Source organism: Eisenbergiella massiliensis, assembly GCF_003435485.1.
In genome coordinates this window covers 32,690-49,274 of the sequence record NZ_QVLV01000003.1, presented here as the reverse complement: position 1 = coordinate 49,274, position 16,585 = coordinate 32,690, and the positions used below count along the sequence as shown (strand labels likewise).

Here is a 16,585-nt window from a genome sequence, read left to right as displayed (position 1 = left end):
GGCAGAGAGGATATCATTTGCAGAAACAAAAACGGGAAAACATCCGCAGGGCTGTTTTTTTGATTTATCTGATGCTTACTATCAGGCTTATTATTTTTAAATACCCTTTCGCTGATCTGAAGGAGATTATGGATACCTGGCAGAGCGGCGTAATTCTGCGGGGGCTGGAGACTGCTAATTTCAGGCTGTTTAAGACGGTGCGGATGTATATTGTGTACAGGGACCGGCTGAACAGTTTTGAGAACCTGTTTGGGAATGTGGCAATTTTTATTCCCTTCGGGGCGCTTCTGCCCTGGGTGGATTCCCGCTTTGCAGCCTGGTGGAAGGTGCTTGTTAATGCGTTTTTGTTTGTGGCGGGAATTGAGGTGTTCCAGCTGTTTTCCTCCTTTGGCGCTTTTGATGTGGACGATCTTCTGTTAAACTGCTTTGGCGCCATGCTTGGCTACTGGGGCTGGCTGGTTTTCAGGAAGAAGGCTTGACAGGGGAAGAGGCTGAGAGTAAGTTAAAGGTAGAATAGTAACAGTTCAGGCAGGTCTGCGCATTTGCTGCGCAGACCGTGAGAAAATGTGGTGGCAGCAGGCATCCGACCGTCGCCGAAGGCGATTTTTAATGGGCGGATGCGGTAACAGTTCGGCCCAAGACTGTACTGTTACGTAGAATATGCTGTGACTTTAGCCGTACAGGCCCTGGCCGCAGAAGCGGAGGAACCGCAGAGGGGAGCTTGAATTAAATGAAAGATTTTATGCAGGAGCTGAAGCTTAATTTTATTTTAACCGCGCTGTTCTGTATTGTATGCGGAGTGGTGTTGTTCGTATGGCCGGATGTGTCGGCCAGAATCGTGTGTATGGTGCTGGGAGCCATTCTGGTACTGATGGGAGCGGTCTATCTGGTAAGCTTCTTTTCCTCACCTGCGGGATCGTTCATGAAGCAGATCCACCTGCTGCTCACGATCTGTTTCGTGGCCATCGGCGTATGGATTCTGCTGAAGCCGGAATTCGTAATCAGGCTGATACCGGTGATTGTGGGGATTATCATTATTCTCCACGGCATTTACGATTTGCAGCAGGCGGTTTACCTGTGCAGGGCGAAGTACAGCTTCTGGTGGCTGGCCCTGCTGTTTGCAGTGCTGACCGTGGCTTTCGGGGGCGTCCTGATCTGGAATCCTTTTGAGGCGATGAATATTGCTGTTAAATTTATCGGTGTTTTCCTGGTATTTGACGGTGTTTCCGATCTGTGGATTTTCTCCAGGGCGCGGCGTGTGACGAAGATTATCCGGGACGCGGTGGAAAACGGAATGGACGGCAGCCTGTATGGGGATGATGACATTATCGACTGAGGGAAGCTGATATGTTTATCCTGAGCTGTGCGGTGCTTTAGCAGTACAATTGCGGATATAAAGCGGCAGTGGCATGGTTGGCTTTAATCGCAGTACACTGCATATGTTACAATTCCATAAAAAGGAGGAGCGGTATGGGGTATTTTGAGCTGGACAATGGGAAAATTACGGCCCGGATAGCATCGTTTGGGGCGGAGCTTCAGTCACTGAAGGATGCCGGAAGCGGCAGGGAATATATGTGGAGCGGCGATCCGGCATACTGGAAGAGAGTGTCTCCGGTGCTTTTTCCATTGGTAGGAAATTATAAGAATAAAAAGACCAGCTTCGGCGGACAGGAATATGTCATGTCACAGCATGGCTTTGCAAGGGATCGGGAGTTTACGCGGATATCCGGTACGGATACGGAAATCTGGCTGGCGCTGGATTCGGATGAGGAGACAAGGAAAAGTTATCCCTTTGATTTCCGGCTGGAGCTGGGGTATCGTCTGAAGGACAGAACCCTGGAAGTGCTCTGGCGGGTGAAAAATACGGACAGCAGGAAAATCTGGTTTTCCATCGGAGGGCATCCGGCCTTTGCCTGCCCTTTGAATGAAGAGGGAAATAAAGACGGCTATGCCCTGCAGTTTGATACGGCAGGACCGGTGGAAACAAGGATTATCGGACCGGACGGCCTGGCGACGGATGAGCATGAGGAATATCTTCTGGAGGATGGAAGGCTTCCGGTAAAGGAAGCGCTTTTCGACAGGGATGCGCTGGTGCTTGAGGGCGGACAGGCCCATTCCCTGGGACTGGTGGATCCAAAGGGAAATACTTTTGTGACGGTCCGGTTTGACGCGCCTCTTTTCGGCATCTGGTCGCCGCCGGGGAAAAATGCGCCTTTTATCTGTGTTGAGCCCTGGTATGGAAGATGCGATCACAGGGATTTCAACGGCACGCTGGAGGAACGGGAATGGAGCAATTCCCTGGAAGCGGGCGGCGAATTTAACGCTTCCTACAGCATCAGCGTGTAGCATTTTTAAAAACTAAAAAAAGAAAACGGCAGCCCCGCATAATTACGGGGCTGTAATATTGAAAACAGGGGATTTACATAAAGTGAGCTTACGGAAAAAACTGATAGGGACAAAAGACTTTTACAAGCTGGTGCTGTCTGTGGCGGTGCCGATAATGATTCAGAACGGAATCACTAATTTTGTGGGACTGCTGGACAATATTATGGTCGGGCAGGTAGGAACGGAGCAGATGTCGGGAGTTGCTGTTGCCAACCAGCTGCTTTTTGTGTTTAATATCTGCATTTTTGGCGCAATATCGGGGGCCGGAATTTTTGGCGCCCAGTTTTACGGATGCGGAAATTATGAGGGCGTGCGGAATGCGTTCCGGTTCAAGCTGTGGTTCTGCGCGGCGCTGGTGCTGCTTGGCATCGCTGTGTTCATCGGCGGCGGGGAAAGCCTGATTTCCCTCTATCTGCATGAAAGCTCGGAGGCGGGGGATGTGGCAAGGACGCTTTCCTTCGGCTACAGCTACCTGCTATGCATGCTTTTCGGGCTGGCGCCGTATGCGTTGTCGCAGGCGTATTCCAGTACGCTGCGTGAGTCGGGGGAGACCATGCTTCCCATGAAGGCCGGGATTGCGGCGGTGCTGGTAAACCTGGTATTGAATTATATCCTGATATACGGAAAGTTCGGTGCGCCTGCCCTGGGTGTTGTGGGCGCGGCGATTGCCACTGTAATCTCCAGATATGTGGAGTGCCTGATTGTGGTGCTTTGGACGCATGTCCACCGGGAGCGCGCGCCGTATATGGAAGGCGTGTACCGGACGCTGAAAATACCCTCTCATCTGATTGGGCAGATTGTGATCAAGGGGCTGCCGCTGATGTTAAATGAGACGTTGTGGTCCGCAGGCATGGCGATTATGATGCAGTGCTATTCCATGCGGGGGCTGGCGGTTATTGCCGGGCTTAACATATCCTCCACGATTTCTAACCTCTTCAACGTGGTTTTCCTGGCTCTGGGGAATTCCGTTTCCATCATTATCGGCCAGCTTCTGGGCGCGGGAAAGATGGAAGAGGCGAAGGATACAGATACGAAGATGATCTTTTTCTCCGTGGTGAGTTGCCTGGGCATCGGCGCCGTGATGGCGGTGATTGCGCCGCTCTTCCCCAGAATGTACAATACGACGGATGAGGTGCGCCACCTGGCGGAGCAGTTTATCTGGATATCCGCGATGGTAATGCCGATCCAGGCCTTTATGCATGCCTGCTATTTCACGCTGCGTTCCGGAGGGAAAACCTTTATTACCTTCCTGTTTGACAGCGCATTCATGTGGGTGGTGAGCATACCGCTGGCCTTCTGCCTGAGCCGCTTTTCGGGCCTGCCTATCGTACCGCTGTATCTGATATGCCAGATGGCGGATATAATCAAGTGTGTGATTGGGTTTATCCTTGTGAAAAAAGGAATATGGATACAAAACTTTGTTGCGGAGGAAGCATAGGGATGAGAATTATTTTTGTGAGACACGCGGAGCCGGATTACGCTAACGATACGCTGACGGAAAAGGGCTGGAGAGAGGCTGCGCTTCTGGCGGAGCGCGTGAGCGGATGGGATGTGACGGATTTTTATGTGTCGCCGCTGGGGAGAGCCCGGGATACGGCGTCGCTGAGCCTGAAAAAGATGGGCAGGACGGCTGAAACCTTTGACTGGCTGAGAGAGTTCCATGGCCCTGTTAACGATCCCACCAGAGGGGAAAATGTGATACCCTGGGATTTTTATCCGGAATACTGGACGAAAATACCTGAGATGTACGATAAGGACGGGTTCGGAAATACCGAAGTGATGAAGAGCGGCCGGGTGATGGAGGAGTACGTAAGAATTTCGGGTGAACTGGATGCGCTCCTGGCAAAATACGGCTATGTGCGTGAGGGAGGGCTTTACCGTACCGGCAAAACGGAGGGCGCGGCGCATGATGCCACAATCGTCCTGTTCTGTCATATGGGCGTGACACTGTTTCTGTGCAGCCATCTTCTGGGCATTTCCCCGGTGGTGCTCACCAGCGGCTTCTTCCTGGCGCCTGCCTCAGTCACGGTGCTTGCTTCCGAGGAACGCTGTCCCGGAACGGCATATTTCCGCTGTCAGACGGCGGGGGATACCAGCCATCTGAGGGCCGGAGGGGAACCGGTTTCGGAAATGGGGTATTTTACGGAGCCGTTCCAGGGATAACAGGCATGGGGGCCATGCAGAGGGAAAGAGTGCGGTGTTTCAAGGTTTGGCATATTAATAAAAAAGCAGGTTTGCCGCTTTAAAGTTTGGCGTTTCAATAAAAAAAAGCATTGACAACAGCCTCTGTCTTTGTATAATATAATCATATGAACAATCAATCATATGTTTTAACGAAATTTTCAGGAGGCATATCATTATGAAGAAAAAATACAACCTTACCGATCTCGACTGCGCAAACTGCGCTGCAAAGATGGAGGACGCCATTAAGAAAATTGACGGCGTCAATAATGCGACCGTGAGCTTTATGGCGCAGAAGCTGACCATTGATGCGGATGACAGCCGTTTTGACAGCATCATGAAGGAAGTGGTAAACGTATGCCGCAAGGTTGAGCCGGACTGTGTTATTGAAATGTAAACCCGGCCGGGCCGGTTAACCGGACCGGTGCGGGAAATGTGTTGCAGCCCGGTCCTGGTATGCTCGCCTGCAGGCCGGACTGTAACGGATATGCCTTAATATGGCAAACTTGTACTTGCAATGTATATCAGTATTGTGTACAATAAAAAGCAGTTCAGGAAAGACACAGGCAGGGGAATCCTCTGCCTGTATTTTATAGGAGTTTCAGACGAAAGAGGTGTACCCCCATGCTTGAAGTGAAACATCTTTCATACACGGTAACGGAGAACCAGGAAACGCTTCCCATCGTTGCCGATATCAGTTTTACCGTAAATGACGGCGAAATGCTTGTCATCACAGGCCCTAACGGAGGCGGCAAATCTACAATTGCCAAGCTCCTGATGGGAGTTATTAAGGAGACGGAGGGACAGATCCTTCTGGACGGAAGGGATATTACGCCGCTTACGATTGACCAGCGCGCCAATGCGGGAATCGGTTTTGCCTTCCAGCAGCCGCCCGCTTTTAAAGGGATGACCGTGCGCAGGCTTTTGAACCTGGCGGCGGGAAGTGAGCTGCCGGAGCATGTCAGCTGCAGGCTATTAAGCAGCGTCGGCCTGTGCGCGAAGGAATATCTGGACAGGGAGGTGGACACCACGCTGTCCGGCGGAGAAAGAAAAAGAGTGGAAATTGCCACGGTGATGGCGAAGGATCATAAAGTAAGCATCTTCGACGAACCGGAGGCCGGAATCGATCTGTGGAGCTTTTCCATGCTGGTGAAGCAGTTTGAGCAGATTCACAGGGAGAAAAAGGAAAGCCTTGTCCTGATTTCCCATCAGGAAAGAATTATCCGCATGGCAGACCGCATCATGGTAGTCAGGGACGGCAGGGTGGAGAGCTGCGGCAGCAGGGATGAAATTGTCCCCATGCTTTTCCTTGACCAAGCGGGATGCACATGTCTGGACAGGGAAGGAGGAAACGGCAATGAAGCTGGATGCAGTTACTGATGGCGTATTAAGCAAAATAGATGACCTTGGCTTTAAGCAGGAGGGCGCTTTCAACCTGCGCTATAACGGACAGCCGCTTTGCCACGGTGATACGGAGCATATCAAAATCCGCAGGAAAGAGGATAAGCAGGGGATTGACGTGTATATCAGCCGTGAGGCACAGGGGGAGCAGGTGCATATTCCTGTAGTGGTATCCGCTTCCGGTATCACGGATGTGGTATACAATGATTTTTATGTGGAAGAGGGAGCCAACGTTACGATTGTGGCAGGCTGCGGCATCCATAACGATGGCTGCAACGACAGCCGGCATGATGGTATTCATGCCTTCCATGTGGGAAAGAATGCCAACGTTACCTATGCGGAGAAGCATTATGGAGAAGGAAGCGGCACCGGAGAGAGGATATTGAATCCTGTGACGCAGATTTTTCTGGAGGAGGGCGCCGTATTTACGCTTGATACGGCACAAATCGGCGGCGTGGATTCCACAGTGCGAAAAACTGAGGTTTCCATGGAGGCTGATGCGAAGCTGTTTGTGATGGAGAAGCTGATGACCCATGACAACCAGACCGCTGTTTCGGATATGACTGTGGAAATGAACGGCGCCGGAAGCTCGGCCCAGATCGTGTCCCGTTCCGTGGCGAAGGGCCATTCCGTTCAGACCTTCCACCCGATTGCCATCGGCAATGCGCTGTGCCATGCGCATGTACAGTGTGATTCCATTATCATGGATAAAGCGCAGATTTCCTCCATACCGGAAATCAACGCCAGGGATATTGACGCCCAGATCATTCATGAGGCGGCTATTGGAAGGATTAATAATGAACAGATACTGAAGCTCCGGACCTTCGGCATGACGGAGGAAGAGGCGGAAGCGGTGATTATAGAGGATTTCCTGGCATAAAAAAAAGTAAAACAGATAAGTTTTGATAGGACATTGGATTTTAATAAACCAATGTCTTATTTTTTTTCTCGGATTATCGTAATTGTAACACTTAATGTTACACGCAAAAGAGTATTATAAATATAAAAATATCTTTAGATGTGCATTTGTTAATCAGGAAGATGGGGGCAGGAAGGATAAAGATGTTTTTGGATTTGGCATTTTACTCACCCTGAAGAGTAAAGGCGGTTTTACAGGATGATTCACAGAAAATGCAAGGAGAGGCGGGAGGTATTCCTTATGAAAAGATTAGTAAGCAGGAAAAAAAGGAGTAAGGTGTCGCTGTTAATTTCCCTGATGCTGTGTGTTGTCTGTATTTGCGGACAAAGCGGTATTCCGCTGACTGTTTTCGCAGAAACAGAAACTCCGGTTTTCACAGAAGAGGCGCCTGTGTTGGATGAGGATGCTGGGGGCTCAGTAGAGACGGAAATGACCAATGAATCCATAACCAGTACAGTGTCTGATCAAAATGGATCCGGAAGTAACGTGAAAGAGGGAAACGTGGTTCTGGAGACATCGGATGTCCCGGAGAAAAATGAGAAGGCTCCAGGGGAAGAGACCATGACCGTGTCTGAAACAGAGGAAGTACAGGAAAGTGAATCTGGGGAGCATTCCGGTACTGAGTCTGAGAGTATGCCCGGTTCTATGACGAATTCCTGCACAGTCTCCTTCAGTGTTGGCGCGGATGCAATGGCTGCAGGCGTTTCCATACCGGAAAGCGTTTCTGTAAACGAGGATGAAACCATAGGAAACCTGCCTGTCCCTGTTTGGAATGATGAGGATGGAAAATCAGTAAAGGTCTTCGGCGGCTGGTATATGGATGAAGGATTTACCCGGAAATTTGATACAGGAACTCCTGTGAAAAGTAATATGACCGTCTATGCAAAATGGGATGTTTCAGAAGCGGAAGATATTTCTGCGGACATTCTGGGGGCTCAGAACTCTTTATTAAAAGTAAAAATAAAACCAGAGGATTCCTGTACGGTTTCTTTCAACATAGGAGCTGAGGCAGCTGCAGCGGGGGTTTCTGTTTCGGGAGACATTACCGTAACTAAAAATAAAAATGCCGGCAGCCTTCCCGTCCCTGTTTGGAATAATACGGATGGAGAACCTGTAAAAGCCTTTGGCGGCTGGTATACAGGTGAAGATTTTTCAGAGGTGTTTGATTCGGAAACGGTTGTCAGCTCTGATATCACCTTATATGCAAAGTGGAACAGTCTTGATGAAAAAGAGCTTTATTATGTCAGCTTCTACAGCCGGGATGGAGCTTCCGTGTGCAGTACGATTTCCGTTTCAGAGGGACAGATGGTTAGCCCACCCGACCCTCCTGTTTTGGAAAATATGGTTTTCCTTGGGTGGTCGGAAACTATGCAGGAAGAGCCATTAGCTGAAGTTTCGGAAGAGATGGAATGGTTTGATTTTACGGTTGCTGTGAGTGCGGCAGCTGCAGATGGCGGTAATATATTAAAACTGTATGCATGGTATGGCGATTCCTTAGAAATGAATGAACAGAAGGATGATGTTCCGGCATTGGGGCTTTATAAGGTATCGTTTAGTATCGGGGCAGATGCAGAGGAAGCGGGCGTGGCCGTTCCGGAAGATGTTTTTGTAAATGAGAAGGGAACAGTGGACAACCTTCCCACCCCTGTCTGGATGGGAGAGGACGGAAATCCTGAAAAGGCTTTCGGCGGCTGGTACCTGGATGAAGAGTTTAAAACAGAATTTGATACGGACACAGTTATAAGTTCTGATACTGTTGTTTATGCTAAGTGGAACGGGTTTGATGAAGAAGACCTTTATTATGTCAATTTCTTCAATCAGGATGGCTCTGTTGTCTGTCTGACCCTTTCTGTAGAAGAGAACAGAACCGTAAATCCTCCTGACAATGCTCCTGTAGTGGAGAACAAGATTTTCCGCGGCTGGTCATCAGTTTTACAGGGGGATTCCCTGGTAACTGATATTGTCAAATTTGATTTTTCAAAAACGGTGAGCGAAGCGGTTGCGGATGGCAGCAACACTTTGAATCTATATGCATGGTATGGTGATGAGGTCAGTGTAAGTTTTGTATCCAATGGCGGCATGGCGGTTCCGACAGCTGTTATTGCGGCAGGAGAGATGGTGGAAGAACCGATAACCGAACGGGAAGGCTATACCTTCCGCGGCTGGTCCGAAAGTAATACGGAATTTATGGAATTTGATTTCACTGCTCCTGTAATTACCAGCATAACTCTGTATGCTTTCTGGGAGCCGAAGCTGGTTCCGGTTACGCTGGTTTATATGTATGAGAATGCGAATGACAGTGAATATACTCCTGCGGGAGCCGGACAGACTGTTTATGCGCCTGCGGGCAGTTATCTGTCCATACGGAAAAATAATATTACAGCTTTGAATCAAACGCATGACATTATATATTCCAATGATGCGGGAGGGGAAGCAGTGGGGAATGCTTCCGGCAATGCGTCGGGTACGGGCAGAGCCACGCTGCCGGATATCCGCGACACTTATTTCCAGTATTCTTCTGCTTCCAATAACCGTTTTGTAATGCCGGATGGTTCTACGGTTATGCTTATATATTATAATCGTGCCCGGGTTACGCTGAAATTTACCTATGGCCTTTCCAACAATGCCTCAATTGATGTGAATGCACGGATAAGCGCTGCTGACCAGGCTAAATATAATGTTCAGTATATTGAAAAACAAGTAGGTTACTGGACTAAGTATAATGTCTTTGACTATTCATTTACAGCGAAATACGGAGAAAACATTGTACCGGTCTGGCCGCAGATTGGATGGGTGGAAAATGACAGCTCCGGAGGAAATCAGTTCTATGGCTGGAGGAAAAGCAATAACGATATTCAGGTTACAAATATGTACACTTTAGAAAGGGATCTGTTTAATCAACGTTACATAACTAATGGTGTACTGGTTTGCACCGGAAATCTTCCGGCAGTGGCAAAAGTAGTATCCGTCCTATGGGCTATCTATGTGCGGACAACGCTTCCCGGTGAAAGACCTGATTTTGTATCTGACGGTAAGAATTATACAATTTATACGGAAGCTTGCCAAAAGTTATATATTGAAAGCACTACAAACTTAGGCTATAAACAATTAGAAGGATGTACCCCTATCAGTGGAACGCCGAGGTTTGAGGGCCGCTATCATAATATAGGTAGCAATACTATTAGCGCGAATAATAATAGATATAGTGTAAGAACCGCAGATAATAGTTCTATGCAGCAGGTATTTGACAGTATATTCCCTGATCAGATTAATCATGGGACAAGTAACAGGAATCCTGGTGATAGGTGCCAGATTCTGCTCTATGACCGGAATAAAATTTCTCTTTCGCTTCACGTAAACGATGATACATACGGAATAAACGTACAAAAGGAGGACTACCTTTACAACGATTGGATTTATAACGATGATACCGATTTGCTTAAAACCGTGGAAGCGGGAATGGAAAAAAAGAATTACATATTTGCCGGTTGGTATACGGATTCCAGGTTTACTGACGGTACCCAGTATGTCCCTGATATAAACTCAAGAATTTCCGGAAACATGGAACTTTATGCCAAATGGGAGCCAAATCAGTTTACGGCAAGGTTCTACCTCTATACGGACGATGAATCAGTCCCTTACCGCGAGGAAGGCTTTGCGGAAGGAGGCAGGATTACGGACTGGACGGTTCCGCCCGCAGTGCAGGATATTTTCCTCGGCTGGTACTGGTATCAGGACGGCAGGCTGCAGCCCTTTGATTTTACTTCTGCCGTGGGCCAAAACCATGTGGACCAGGATGGAATCCTCAAGCTTTATGCCAGATGGAATGGCACGGAAGGTAAGGTCAGCTATCTTCCCGGTGCAGGCGGAGATAACAGTACACAGGAGGTCTTTGACGAACGAAAATATGAGATTAATGCGGCCAGCGTCATGCTGCCTTCTTACGATTCTGTCTGGAAAGATAATTCTGTACCTTCAGACAAGAGTATGACCTTTGTTGGCTGGAAAGCGCCCAATGGGGCAATTTATCAGCCGGGCAGATATGTTCCTGTAACCCGTATCCTCATGCAGTTTGAAGCCCAGTGGTCCAGGGATGCCGTAAAGCTAATTTATAATGCTAACGGCGGAAGTGGAAATGATGTGAGCGAAACCTGGGATCGTGGGAGCGTTGTAACTGTCTGGGATAATATGGATGCTTCTACTCCCCATTTCGTGCGTCAGGGATATGAGCTGGCCGGCTGGGATGAAAACAGTAATGCCGAGGTTCCATCCTATAAGCTGGGAGAAGGAAGCATTACGTTAACAAGTGATATAACAATCTTATATGCTATCTGGAGACCCATTTCTATTGATGTAACCATCAGGAAAATGGTTGCTGGCAGTATGGGAGATATAACGAAGAGCTTTGATTTTATTGTTTCCTGTGACCGGGAAATGGCGGAGGGAGACGGTTATACCCTCTCGGAAGGCAGCAAGGAAGCAAGGTTCAGCCTGAAGCACGATGGCAGCATAGTGTTGAAGGGAGTAAGAACAGGCTCTACCCTGACTATTTACGAAAGCAATGCGGATGGATATGAGATGACGTTTACGGTGGGCACGGATCCGAAGGAACTCAGTGAAGGTTCCTATACCATTCCGCTGAATGCTTCAGAACCGATTAATATAACTGTAATAAACCGTAAGGAGGGGGAGATTCCCGATACCGGTGTTTTACTTGATTCCGTACCATATATTTTGATTCTGATGATTGTAATAGTCGGTACGTTTATGTTCCTGAGGAAGCGCAGGAATCATGATGACGATTAATTGAGGAGGTGTAAATGAAAAAATTCAACCGGCATCAGGAACAAAGCGATGGCGCTATAGGTTCCGTTTCGCAGATGCAGAAGGATATGGAGCGCGGTTCACCGCAGAAAGAGGAGCGGCTGCGTATCAAAAAATGGCTGAAAGAGGTTCGCTTTAAAAAAACTATCTTGGGTGGAGTCAATGAAGCGGATGTGTGGAAGAAAATTGCTGAGCTCAATGAGCTGTATGAAGCCGAACTGGCCGCTGAACGGATTCGGTATGACGTTCTTCTGAAGGAATATGCGGATTATGAAGCAAAGCGGCTGGAAAAAGTAATATGTGAAAAAAGTAAAAACATTACGGAAATGGAGAAAGCTGGTGATGAAACAGAATACTAAAAATCAATCTATTGCAGAAATCATCAGCAGACGCAGAGAGAATGTTCTTGTAAGACAGGACGGTGTAAGTCTCCTGTTGCGTATCCTGTTTCTCACACTGGCAGTATGGTTCCTGTTTACCAGGGTGTTTTTCATTACACAGGCCAGCGGAAATGCCATGTTTCCGGCCATAAAGGATGGGGATCTGGTGATAGGCTTCCGCCTGCAGCAGGATTATGCCAAGAATGATGTGGTAGTCTGCCATATCAACGGGCAACAGTACATCGGACGTATTCTTGCAAGACAGGGGGATACGGTTATGCTGGATGAAAGCGGAAAGCTGCTGATAAATGGAACCGCACAAAACGGAGAGATCCTGTATCCCACCTATGCTGAGGAAGGGCTGGAATACCCACTGACAGTACCGGAAAACCATGTGTTTATCCTGGGAGATTACCGTACGCAGACCGTTGACAGCCGGGACTTTGGGCCGGTACCGATGGAGTGTGTGGCGGGGAAGGTCATCACCATTCTCCGCAGACGGGGATTATAGCCCCCATGAAACAGATGCTTTGATCAGTACGGAAGTACTGAATCAGCATACAACCCATTAAAGGAAAGGGAGGAAATCCAAATGAAGAAAATTTTATCCATTGTGTTCGCTATTGTTCTTATGCTGAGCATGGGCACCGTTGCATTGGCTGCGGAAGGGAATTATACGGACATGTCCCAAGTAACAATTACCAAGGAGTATAAACTGACGAATCCTGGTACGACATCACCTGCCGAGACATTTACTTTCAGTGAACTGACCAATGTCTCCGTTACAGATGCTGCGGAAGGAGTAACTGTAGAGAATATGCCGACTCCTACAATTGGCAGTATAAGCTATGAATTGGGGGAAGCGGGTTCCGAAAATATGAAAAAGACCGCTGTCATAACCTTGCCTGATAATTATAGTAGCGTTGGCGTTTATACCTATTCATTCAAAGAAATTCCAGGAAAAACCGCTGGTGTTACATATTATGATAAGGAGATTAAGCTGGTGGTAACCGTTCTGCAGGGGGAGAATGGCAGGCTCCGTGTAGCTGCAGTTCATACCGAGGCAGAGGACGGGGATAAAGCCGATAAATTCCCGAATGAATATTCCGCAGGTTCCCTGGCAATCGCCAAGGTAGTTACCGGAAATATGGGAGATAAGGAAAAGTACTTTAAGGTGACCGTTACCCTCACTGGCGAAAAAGAAAAAGGCTATGCTACCTCTTACAGCGTTACAGGCGGCAGTTATGAGGAGAATCCGGAAATCATTGAAATCGGAATCCCTACAGATTTTTATCTGAAACACGATGATACCATTACCATTGAAAACCTGCCTTATGGTGTTACCTATACCGTTGCAGAAGCTGATTATACAAAGGATGAGGAGGGGAATGATGATTATGATAAAGCGGCCTATACTTTATCAGATGGAAACTGTAAAATAGACTCCGCTTCCGATACGGTGACAATTACCAACAATAAAGATATGGATATTGATACCGGCGTCATTCTTGACAATGTTCCTTATGTTCTGATTCTGGCCTGTGTCTTTGGCGGTATGAGTGTATTTTTCGCAAAGAAACGCAGCTCCCGTGAAAAGTAACGGAGAAGTATGTTAACGATGTAAATTCCTGCCGTCGGGTACAGAGGGCGTTTCGGCCCTCTGTGAATCCGACAGTCTGGTGTGATGGAAAGGAGCAGGGCTGTCAGATAAGCCTGTTTCAATTTATGATAAAAATCCTGTTAAAAGCCGTGAATTTTATAGTCAGCTTCATTGTGTTTTTTTCCCTCTGTACCGCCGGAGTATATGCAGCCTATGCTTTATGGGATAACAGCCGTATTTATGCGGCTGCCAAAGATGTACAGGCGGACATGCTGAAACTGAAGCCTCAAACACAGGATGTGGAAAACGGCGCCTCCTTTGAGGAGCTGCTGGCCGTTAACCCGGATGTATGCGCCTGGGTGAGCCTGGATAACACCAAGGTGGACTATCCTGTTTTACAGGGAGATACGAATCTGGCTTATATCAATAAAGACGTTTACGGCAATTTTGCCCTTGCGGGAAGTATATTTCTGGATTCCCGCAATGACAGAACCTTTGCTGACACCTATTCCCTGCTGTATGGGCATCATATGGAAAACAGCGGAATGTTCGGAGATCTTGAGTTATATAAAAAGAAAGCATTTTTCGATAATAATACCACGGGAATGCTGATACTGCCCGACAGGGCATATAAACTGGAAATCCTTGCCTGCCTTCTGATTCCGGTTTCGGATGATTTTATTTTTAATACGGAGCAGTGGCAGGCTGATATAGATGGAGAGCTTGCTTATATAGAGGAAAACGCATTGTATCTTCATGAGAATACTCTGGAAGAGGTGAACAGGCTTAAGGAACCTAAGCTGCTTGCCCTGTCTACCTGCTCTACGGAGTTTACAGATGCGCGAACCATTATTCTGGCTGTAATGAAACCTTATCAGACAGCGGATTAGAAGGAGGGGGCACATGAAAAAGAAGATTATCAGCATATTTACGGCATTGCTGTGGATGGTGATCTGTACTATGCTCAATGCACAGACAGCCTTTGCGGCCGGGGAAGCGGGGATTTCCATACCGGTGAAGATTTCCCTTTCGGGAACACTCCCCTCCAGGGCGGAGGACTTCACAGTAAAGCTGTCTGCAGGACACGAGTCGTATCCCATGCCGGACGGCGCAGAGAATGGGGTGTACTCCATGGTTATCACTGGAGGAGGCAGCGGGAATTTTCCAATGATAACTTATGACAGACCGGGAATTTATACTTATACGGTCTATCAGGAACCGGGAACAAATGCGAAATGCACCTATGACCGCACCATATACAATTTGACGGTCTATATTGTCAATGCCGAAGACGGCAGCGGTCTGGAAGCTGCCGCTGTACTTCATCCCTCAACGGGAGGGGATAAGCTTGCCGGTGTGGAATTCAGAAATCAATATGAGACGGAAGGGACTCCGCCGCCTGAAGATACGCCGGGAACACCGTCAACACCGGGGACGCCTGCTGTGCCAGCTACAGCGGTGCTCGGAGACAGCGCGGCTCCTGTGATAGAAATCCCTGAAACCCAGATCGGTGTTTTAGGTGAGGCCCAAGGTCCGGGTACGTCAGATATGACGCCTGTGATATCCTGGCTTACGGTATTTGCGGGTGCGGCGGCAGTATTAGGCGGCTTTGGTTTTTGGAACAGGAGGAAACGCAGCCAGGATAAAAAATAAAGGCAAAACAGGCATTTGAGTCATTTAAAAACAGAGTATCGGATAAATTCCAGTATCCGATACTCTGTTTTTATGGCTTCTTTTTATCCGCAATCCGTTCCCGGTACTCCGAAGGTGAAAGCCCCGTTTCCTTCCGAAACTGCTTCGTGAAATGGGACTGGTATTCATAATCCATCCATTCGGCGATTTCCTTTACGGGAAGATCTGTTTTTTCCAGCATTTCACAGGCCTTATCCATCCGCATGCGGGTGATGAAGCACTGCGGGGACATGCCGGTATTTTTCTTGAAGATGCGGTAGACCTGGGAGGTGTCCAGCCGCATGTAGTTTGCCAGGTTTTCGATTGTGATCCGGGAGCGGATATTCCGCCGGATATAGATAACGGCGTCGTCAAAGCGGGAAAAGCTGACGATGTCAGGTTCTTTCTTTTCTTTTTCCTCATGCAGTTCTATCAGCCGGCCGGCGAACAGGTAGAAATAGCCTGTAATAGAGGCGATGTTTTTGCCGGTTCGGCTCTCATTGTAAATATTCTTGATGCAGTTTTCCAGAAAATCATCCTTATCATAATGAAAAATCAGATGCTCTTCGTCCAATCCGGCTTTTTCCAGAAGTGCGGCAGCGCGCCTGCCGAAAAAGGCAACCCAACACAGATCCCAGGGTTCCTTTTTATCCGCCGTATGTACGATTGTGGTGCCGGGAGTGATTAAAAAACCATCGTTTGCGGACAGATGGAAGATGCGCTGCCCTACCCGGTAGGTACCCTTCCCCCGGGTGACAAAATGAATGAGATAGTAGTCCCGGGTATCCTTGCCGTAGCTGTAGTTGGGAGACGTGGAGCAGAAGCCGGAGTGGAACACGACGATATCATCGTCAATATCCGGTTTCTCCGGGTATATATACTGATCATAAACAAGCATGGCAGCAGTCCCTCCTTATTTCCAGTGTAAAGGGCAGCAGGAGAAAATGCAAGATTTATATAAATGACTGCATGCATTTATTATAGCTTTTCTTTTGATGCCATCTTATAATAAGCCCATAAAGTGATTCCGGGGAAGGAAAAATCCCGAAACAGGGGATATTTATGCGTGAAAATGTATAAGTAAGGTTCAATACGGGCAGCCAAAAGGCGGACGGCCGTAAGTCAGACAGATAAAAGACGAACAGTTAAAAGCCATACAGTTAAAAGCCAGACAAATAAAAGTCAGACAAATAAAAGCCAGACAGCCGTCAGGCTTCGGGGAGA

At 48.1% G+C, this 16,585-nt stretch carries 15 protein-coding genes; 14 read left to right on the top strand and 1 reads right to left on the bottom strand.

What is annotated here, in order from left to right:
• Positions 1 to 17 precede the first annotated feature (17 nt).
• The 14 genes from DXC51_RS05435 (at position 18) to DXC51_RS05370 (ending at position 15,343) form a co-directional block, all read left to right on the top strand.
• Complete coding sequence (locus tag DXC51_RS05435; protein ID WP_035321995.1) at positions 18 to 479, top strand: VanZ family protein; 462 nt, start codon at positions 18 to 20, stop codon at positions 477 to 479.
• A gap of 251 nt (positions 480 to 730) precedes the next feature.
• The gene (locus tag DXC51_RS05430; RefSeq protein ID WP_021636610.1) at positions 731 to 1,336 is read left to right on the top strand and encodes an HdeD family acid-resistance protein; all 606 of its coding nucleotides are present in this window, start codon (positions 731 to 733) and stop codon (positions 1,334 to 1,336) included.
• A 134-nt stretch (positions 1,337 to 1,470) separates the two neighbouring features.
• Positions 1,471 to 2,346, top strand: coding sequence for an aldose 1-epimerase family protein (locus DXC51_RS05425; protein WP_025488955.1), 876 nt, complete (start codon positions 1,471 to 1,473; stop codon positions 2,344 to 2,346).
• Positions 2,347 to 2,428: 82 nt separating this feature from the next.
• On the top strand, positions 2,429 to 3,823 hold the full coding sequence (locus DXC51_RS05420) for an MATE family efflux transporter (RefSeq protein WP_025488956.1): 1,395 nt from the start codon (positions 2,429 to 2,431) through the stop codon (positions 3,821 to 3,823).
• Positions 3,824 to 3,825: 2 nt separating this feature from the next.
• A complete protein-coding gene (locus tag DXC51_RS05415; protein WP_025488957.1) occupies positions 3,826 to 4,548 on the top strand; it encodes a histidine phosphatase family protein in 723 nt (240 codons plus the stop codon).
• A 196-nt stretch (positions 4,549 to 4,744) separates the two neighbouring features.
• Positions 4,745 to 4,963: a cation transporter gene (locus DXC51_RS05410; protein ID WP_021636614.1), complete on the top strand. Its 219-nt coding sequence runs from the start codon at positions 4,745 to 4,747 to the stop codon at positions 4,961 to 4,963.
• A 227-nt stretch (positions 4,964 to 5,190) separates the two neighbouring features.
• On the top strand, positions 5,191 to 5,946 hold the full coding sequence (locus tag DXC51_RS05405) for an ABC transporter ATP-binding protein (RefSeq protein WP_025488958.1): 756 nt from the start codon (positions 5,191 to 5,193) through the stop codon (positions 5,944 to 5,946).
• Positions 5,924 to 6,847 (top strand): SufB/SufD family protein, encoded by a 924-nt coding sequence (locus DXC51_RS05400; protein ID WP_021636617.1) that lies wholly within the window; start codon positions 5,924 to 5,926, stop codon positions 6,845 to 6,847. Before DXC51_RS05405 ends, DXC51_RS05400 begins: the two co-directional genes overlap by 23 nt.
• Before the next feature lie 279 nt (positions 6,848 to 7,126).
• Positions 7,127 to 11,692, top strand: coding sequence for an InlB B-repeat-containing protein (locus DXC51_RS05395; protein WP_162162450.1), 4,566 nt, complete (start codon positions 7,127 to 7,129; stop codon positions 11,690 to 11,692).
• A gap of 14 nt (positions 11,693 to 11,706) precedes the next feature.
• Positions 11,707 to 12,069 (top strand): hypothetical protein, encoded by a 363-nt coding sequence (locus DXC51_RS05390; protein ID WP_021636620.1) that lies wholly within the window; start codon positions 11,707 to 11,709, stop codon positions 12,067 to 12,069.
• A complete protein-coding gene (gene lepB / locus DXC51_RS05385) occupies positions 12,053 to 12,601 on the top strand; it encodes a signal peptidase I (protein WP_021636621.1) in 549 nt (182 codons plus the stop codon). The genes DXC51_RS05390 and lepB overlap by 17 nt, the downstream gene beginning before the upstream one ends.
• Before the next feature lie 81 nt (positions 12,602 to 12,682).
• Positions 12,683 to 13,690, top strand: a complete 1,008-nt coding sequence (locus DXC51_RS05380; protein ID WP_021636622.1) for a DUF7601 domain-containing protein — start codon at positions 12,683 to 12,685, stop codon at positions 13,688 to 13,690.
• A 62-nt stretch (positions 13,691 to 13,752) separates the two neighbouring features.
• Positions 13,753 to 14,580 carry a class B sortase gene (gene srtB, locus DXC51_RS05375; RefSeq protein WP_243003131.1) on the top strand — a complete coding sequence of 276 codons (828 nt, stop codon included), beginning with the start codon at positions 13,753 to 13,755 and terminating at the stop codon, positions 14,578 to 14,580.
• 13 nt (positions 14,581 to 14,593) lie between these two features.
• The gene (locus DXC51_RS05370; protein ID WP_117531229.1) at positions 14,594 to 15,343 is read left to right on the top strand and encodes a Spy0128 family protein; all 750 of its coding nucleotides are present in this window, start codon (positions 14,594 to 14,596) and stop codon (positions 15,341 to 15,343) included.
• 70 nt (positions 15,344 to 15,413) lie between these two features.
• Here DXC51_RS05370 and DXC51_RS05365 read toward each other — a convergent pair whose 3' ends face one another.
• Entirely contained in the window at positions 15,414 to 16,259 is an 846-nt protein-coding gene (locus tag DXC51_RS05365; RefSeq protein ID WP_117544051.1) for an AraC family transcriptional regulator, read from the bottom strand.
• Between the last annotated feature and the right edge of the window lie 326 nt (positions 16,260 to 16,585).

Bases quoted from the DNA above. Each gene is read 5' to 3' on its own strand.
- DXC51_RS05365 (WP_117544051.1), bottom strand. From the start codon at position 16,259: ATGCTTGTTTATGATCAGTATATATACCCGGAGAAACCGGATATTGAC.
- DXC51_RS05380 (WP_021636622.1), top strand. From the start codon at position 12,683: ATGAAGAAAATTTTATCCATTGTGTTCGCTATTGTTCTTATGCTGAGC.
- DXC51_RS05415 (WP_025488957.1), top strand. From the start codon at position 3,826: ATGAGAATTATTTTTGTGAGACACGCGGAGCCGGATTACGCTAACGAT.
- lepB (WP_021636621.1), top strand. From the start codon at position 12,053: ATGAAACAGAATACTAAAAATCAATCTATTGCAGAAATCATCAGCAGA.
- DXC51_RS05405 (WP_025488958.1), top strand. From the start codon at position 5,191: ATGCTTGAAGTGAAACATCTTTCATACACGGTAACGGAGAACCAGGAA.
- DXC51_RS05370 (WP_117531229.1), top strand. From the start codon at position 14,594: ATGAAAAAGAAGATTATCAGCATATTTACGGCATTGCTGTGGATGGTG.
- DXC51_RS05400 (WP_021636617.1), top strand. From the start codon at position 5,924: ATGAAGCTGGATGCAGTTACTGATGGCGTATTAAGCAAAATAGATGAC.
- DXC51_RS05390 (WP_021636620.1), top strand. From the start codon at position 11,707: ATGAAAAAATTCAACCGGCATCAGGAACAAAGCGATGGCGCTATAGGT.
- DXC51_RS05395 (WP_162162450.1), top strand. From the start codon at position 7,127: ATGAAAAGATTAGTAAGCAGGAAAAAAAGGAGTAAGGTGTCGCTGTTA.
- DXC51_RS05430 (WP_021636610.1), top strand. From the start codon at position 731: ATGAAAGATTTTATGCAGGAGCTGAAGCTTAATTTTATTTTAACCGCG.
- DXC51_RS05410 (WP_021636614.1), top strand. From the start codon at position 4,745: ATGAAGAAAAAATACAACCTTACCGATCTCGACTGCGCAAACTGCGCT.
- DXC51_RS05425 (WP_025488955.1), top strand. From the start codon at position 1,471: ATGGGGTATTTTGAGCTGGACAATGGGAAAATTACGGCCCGGATAGCA.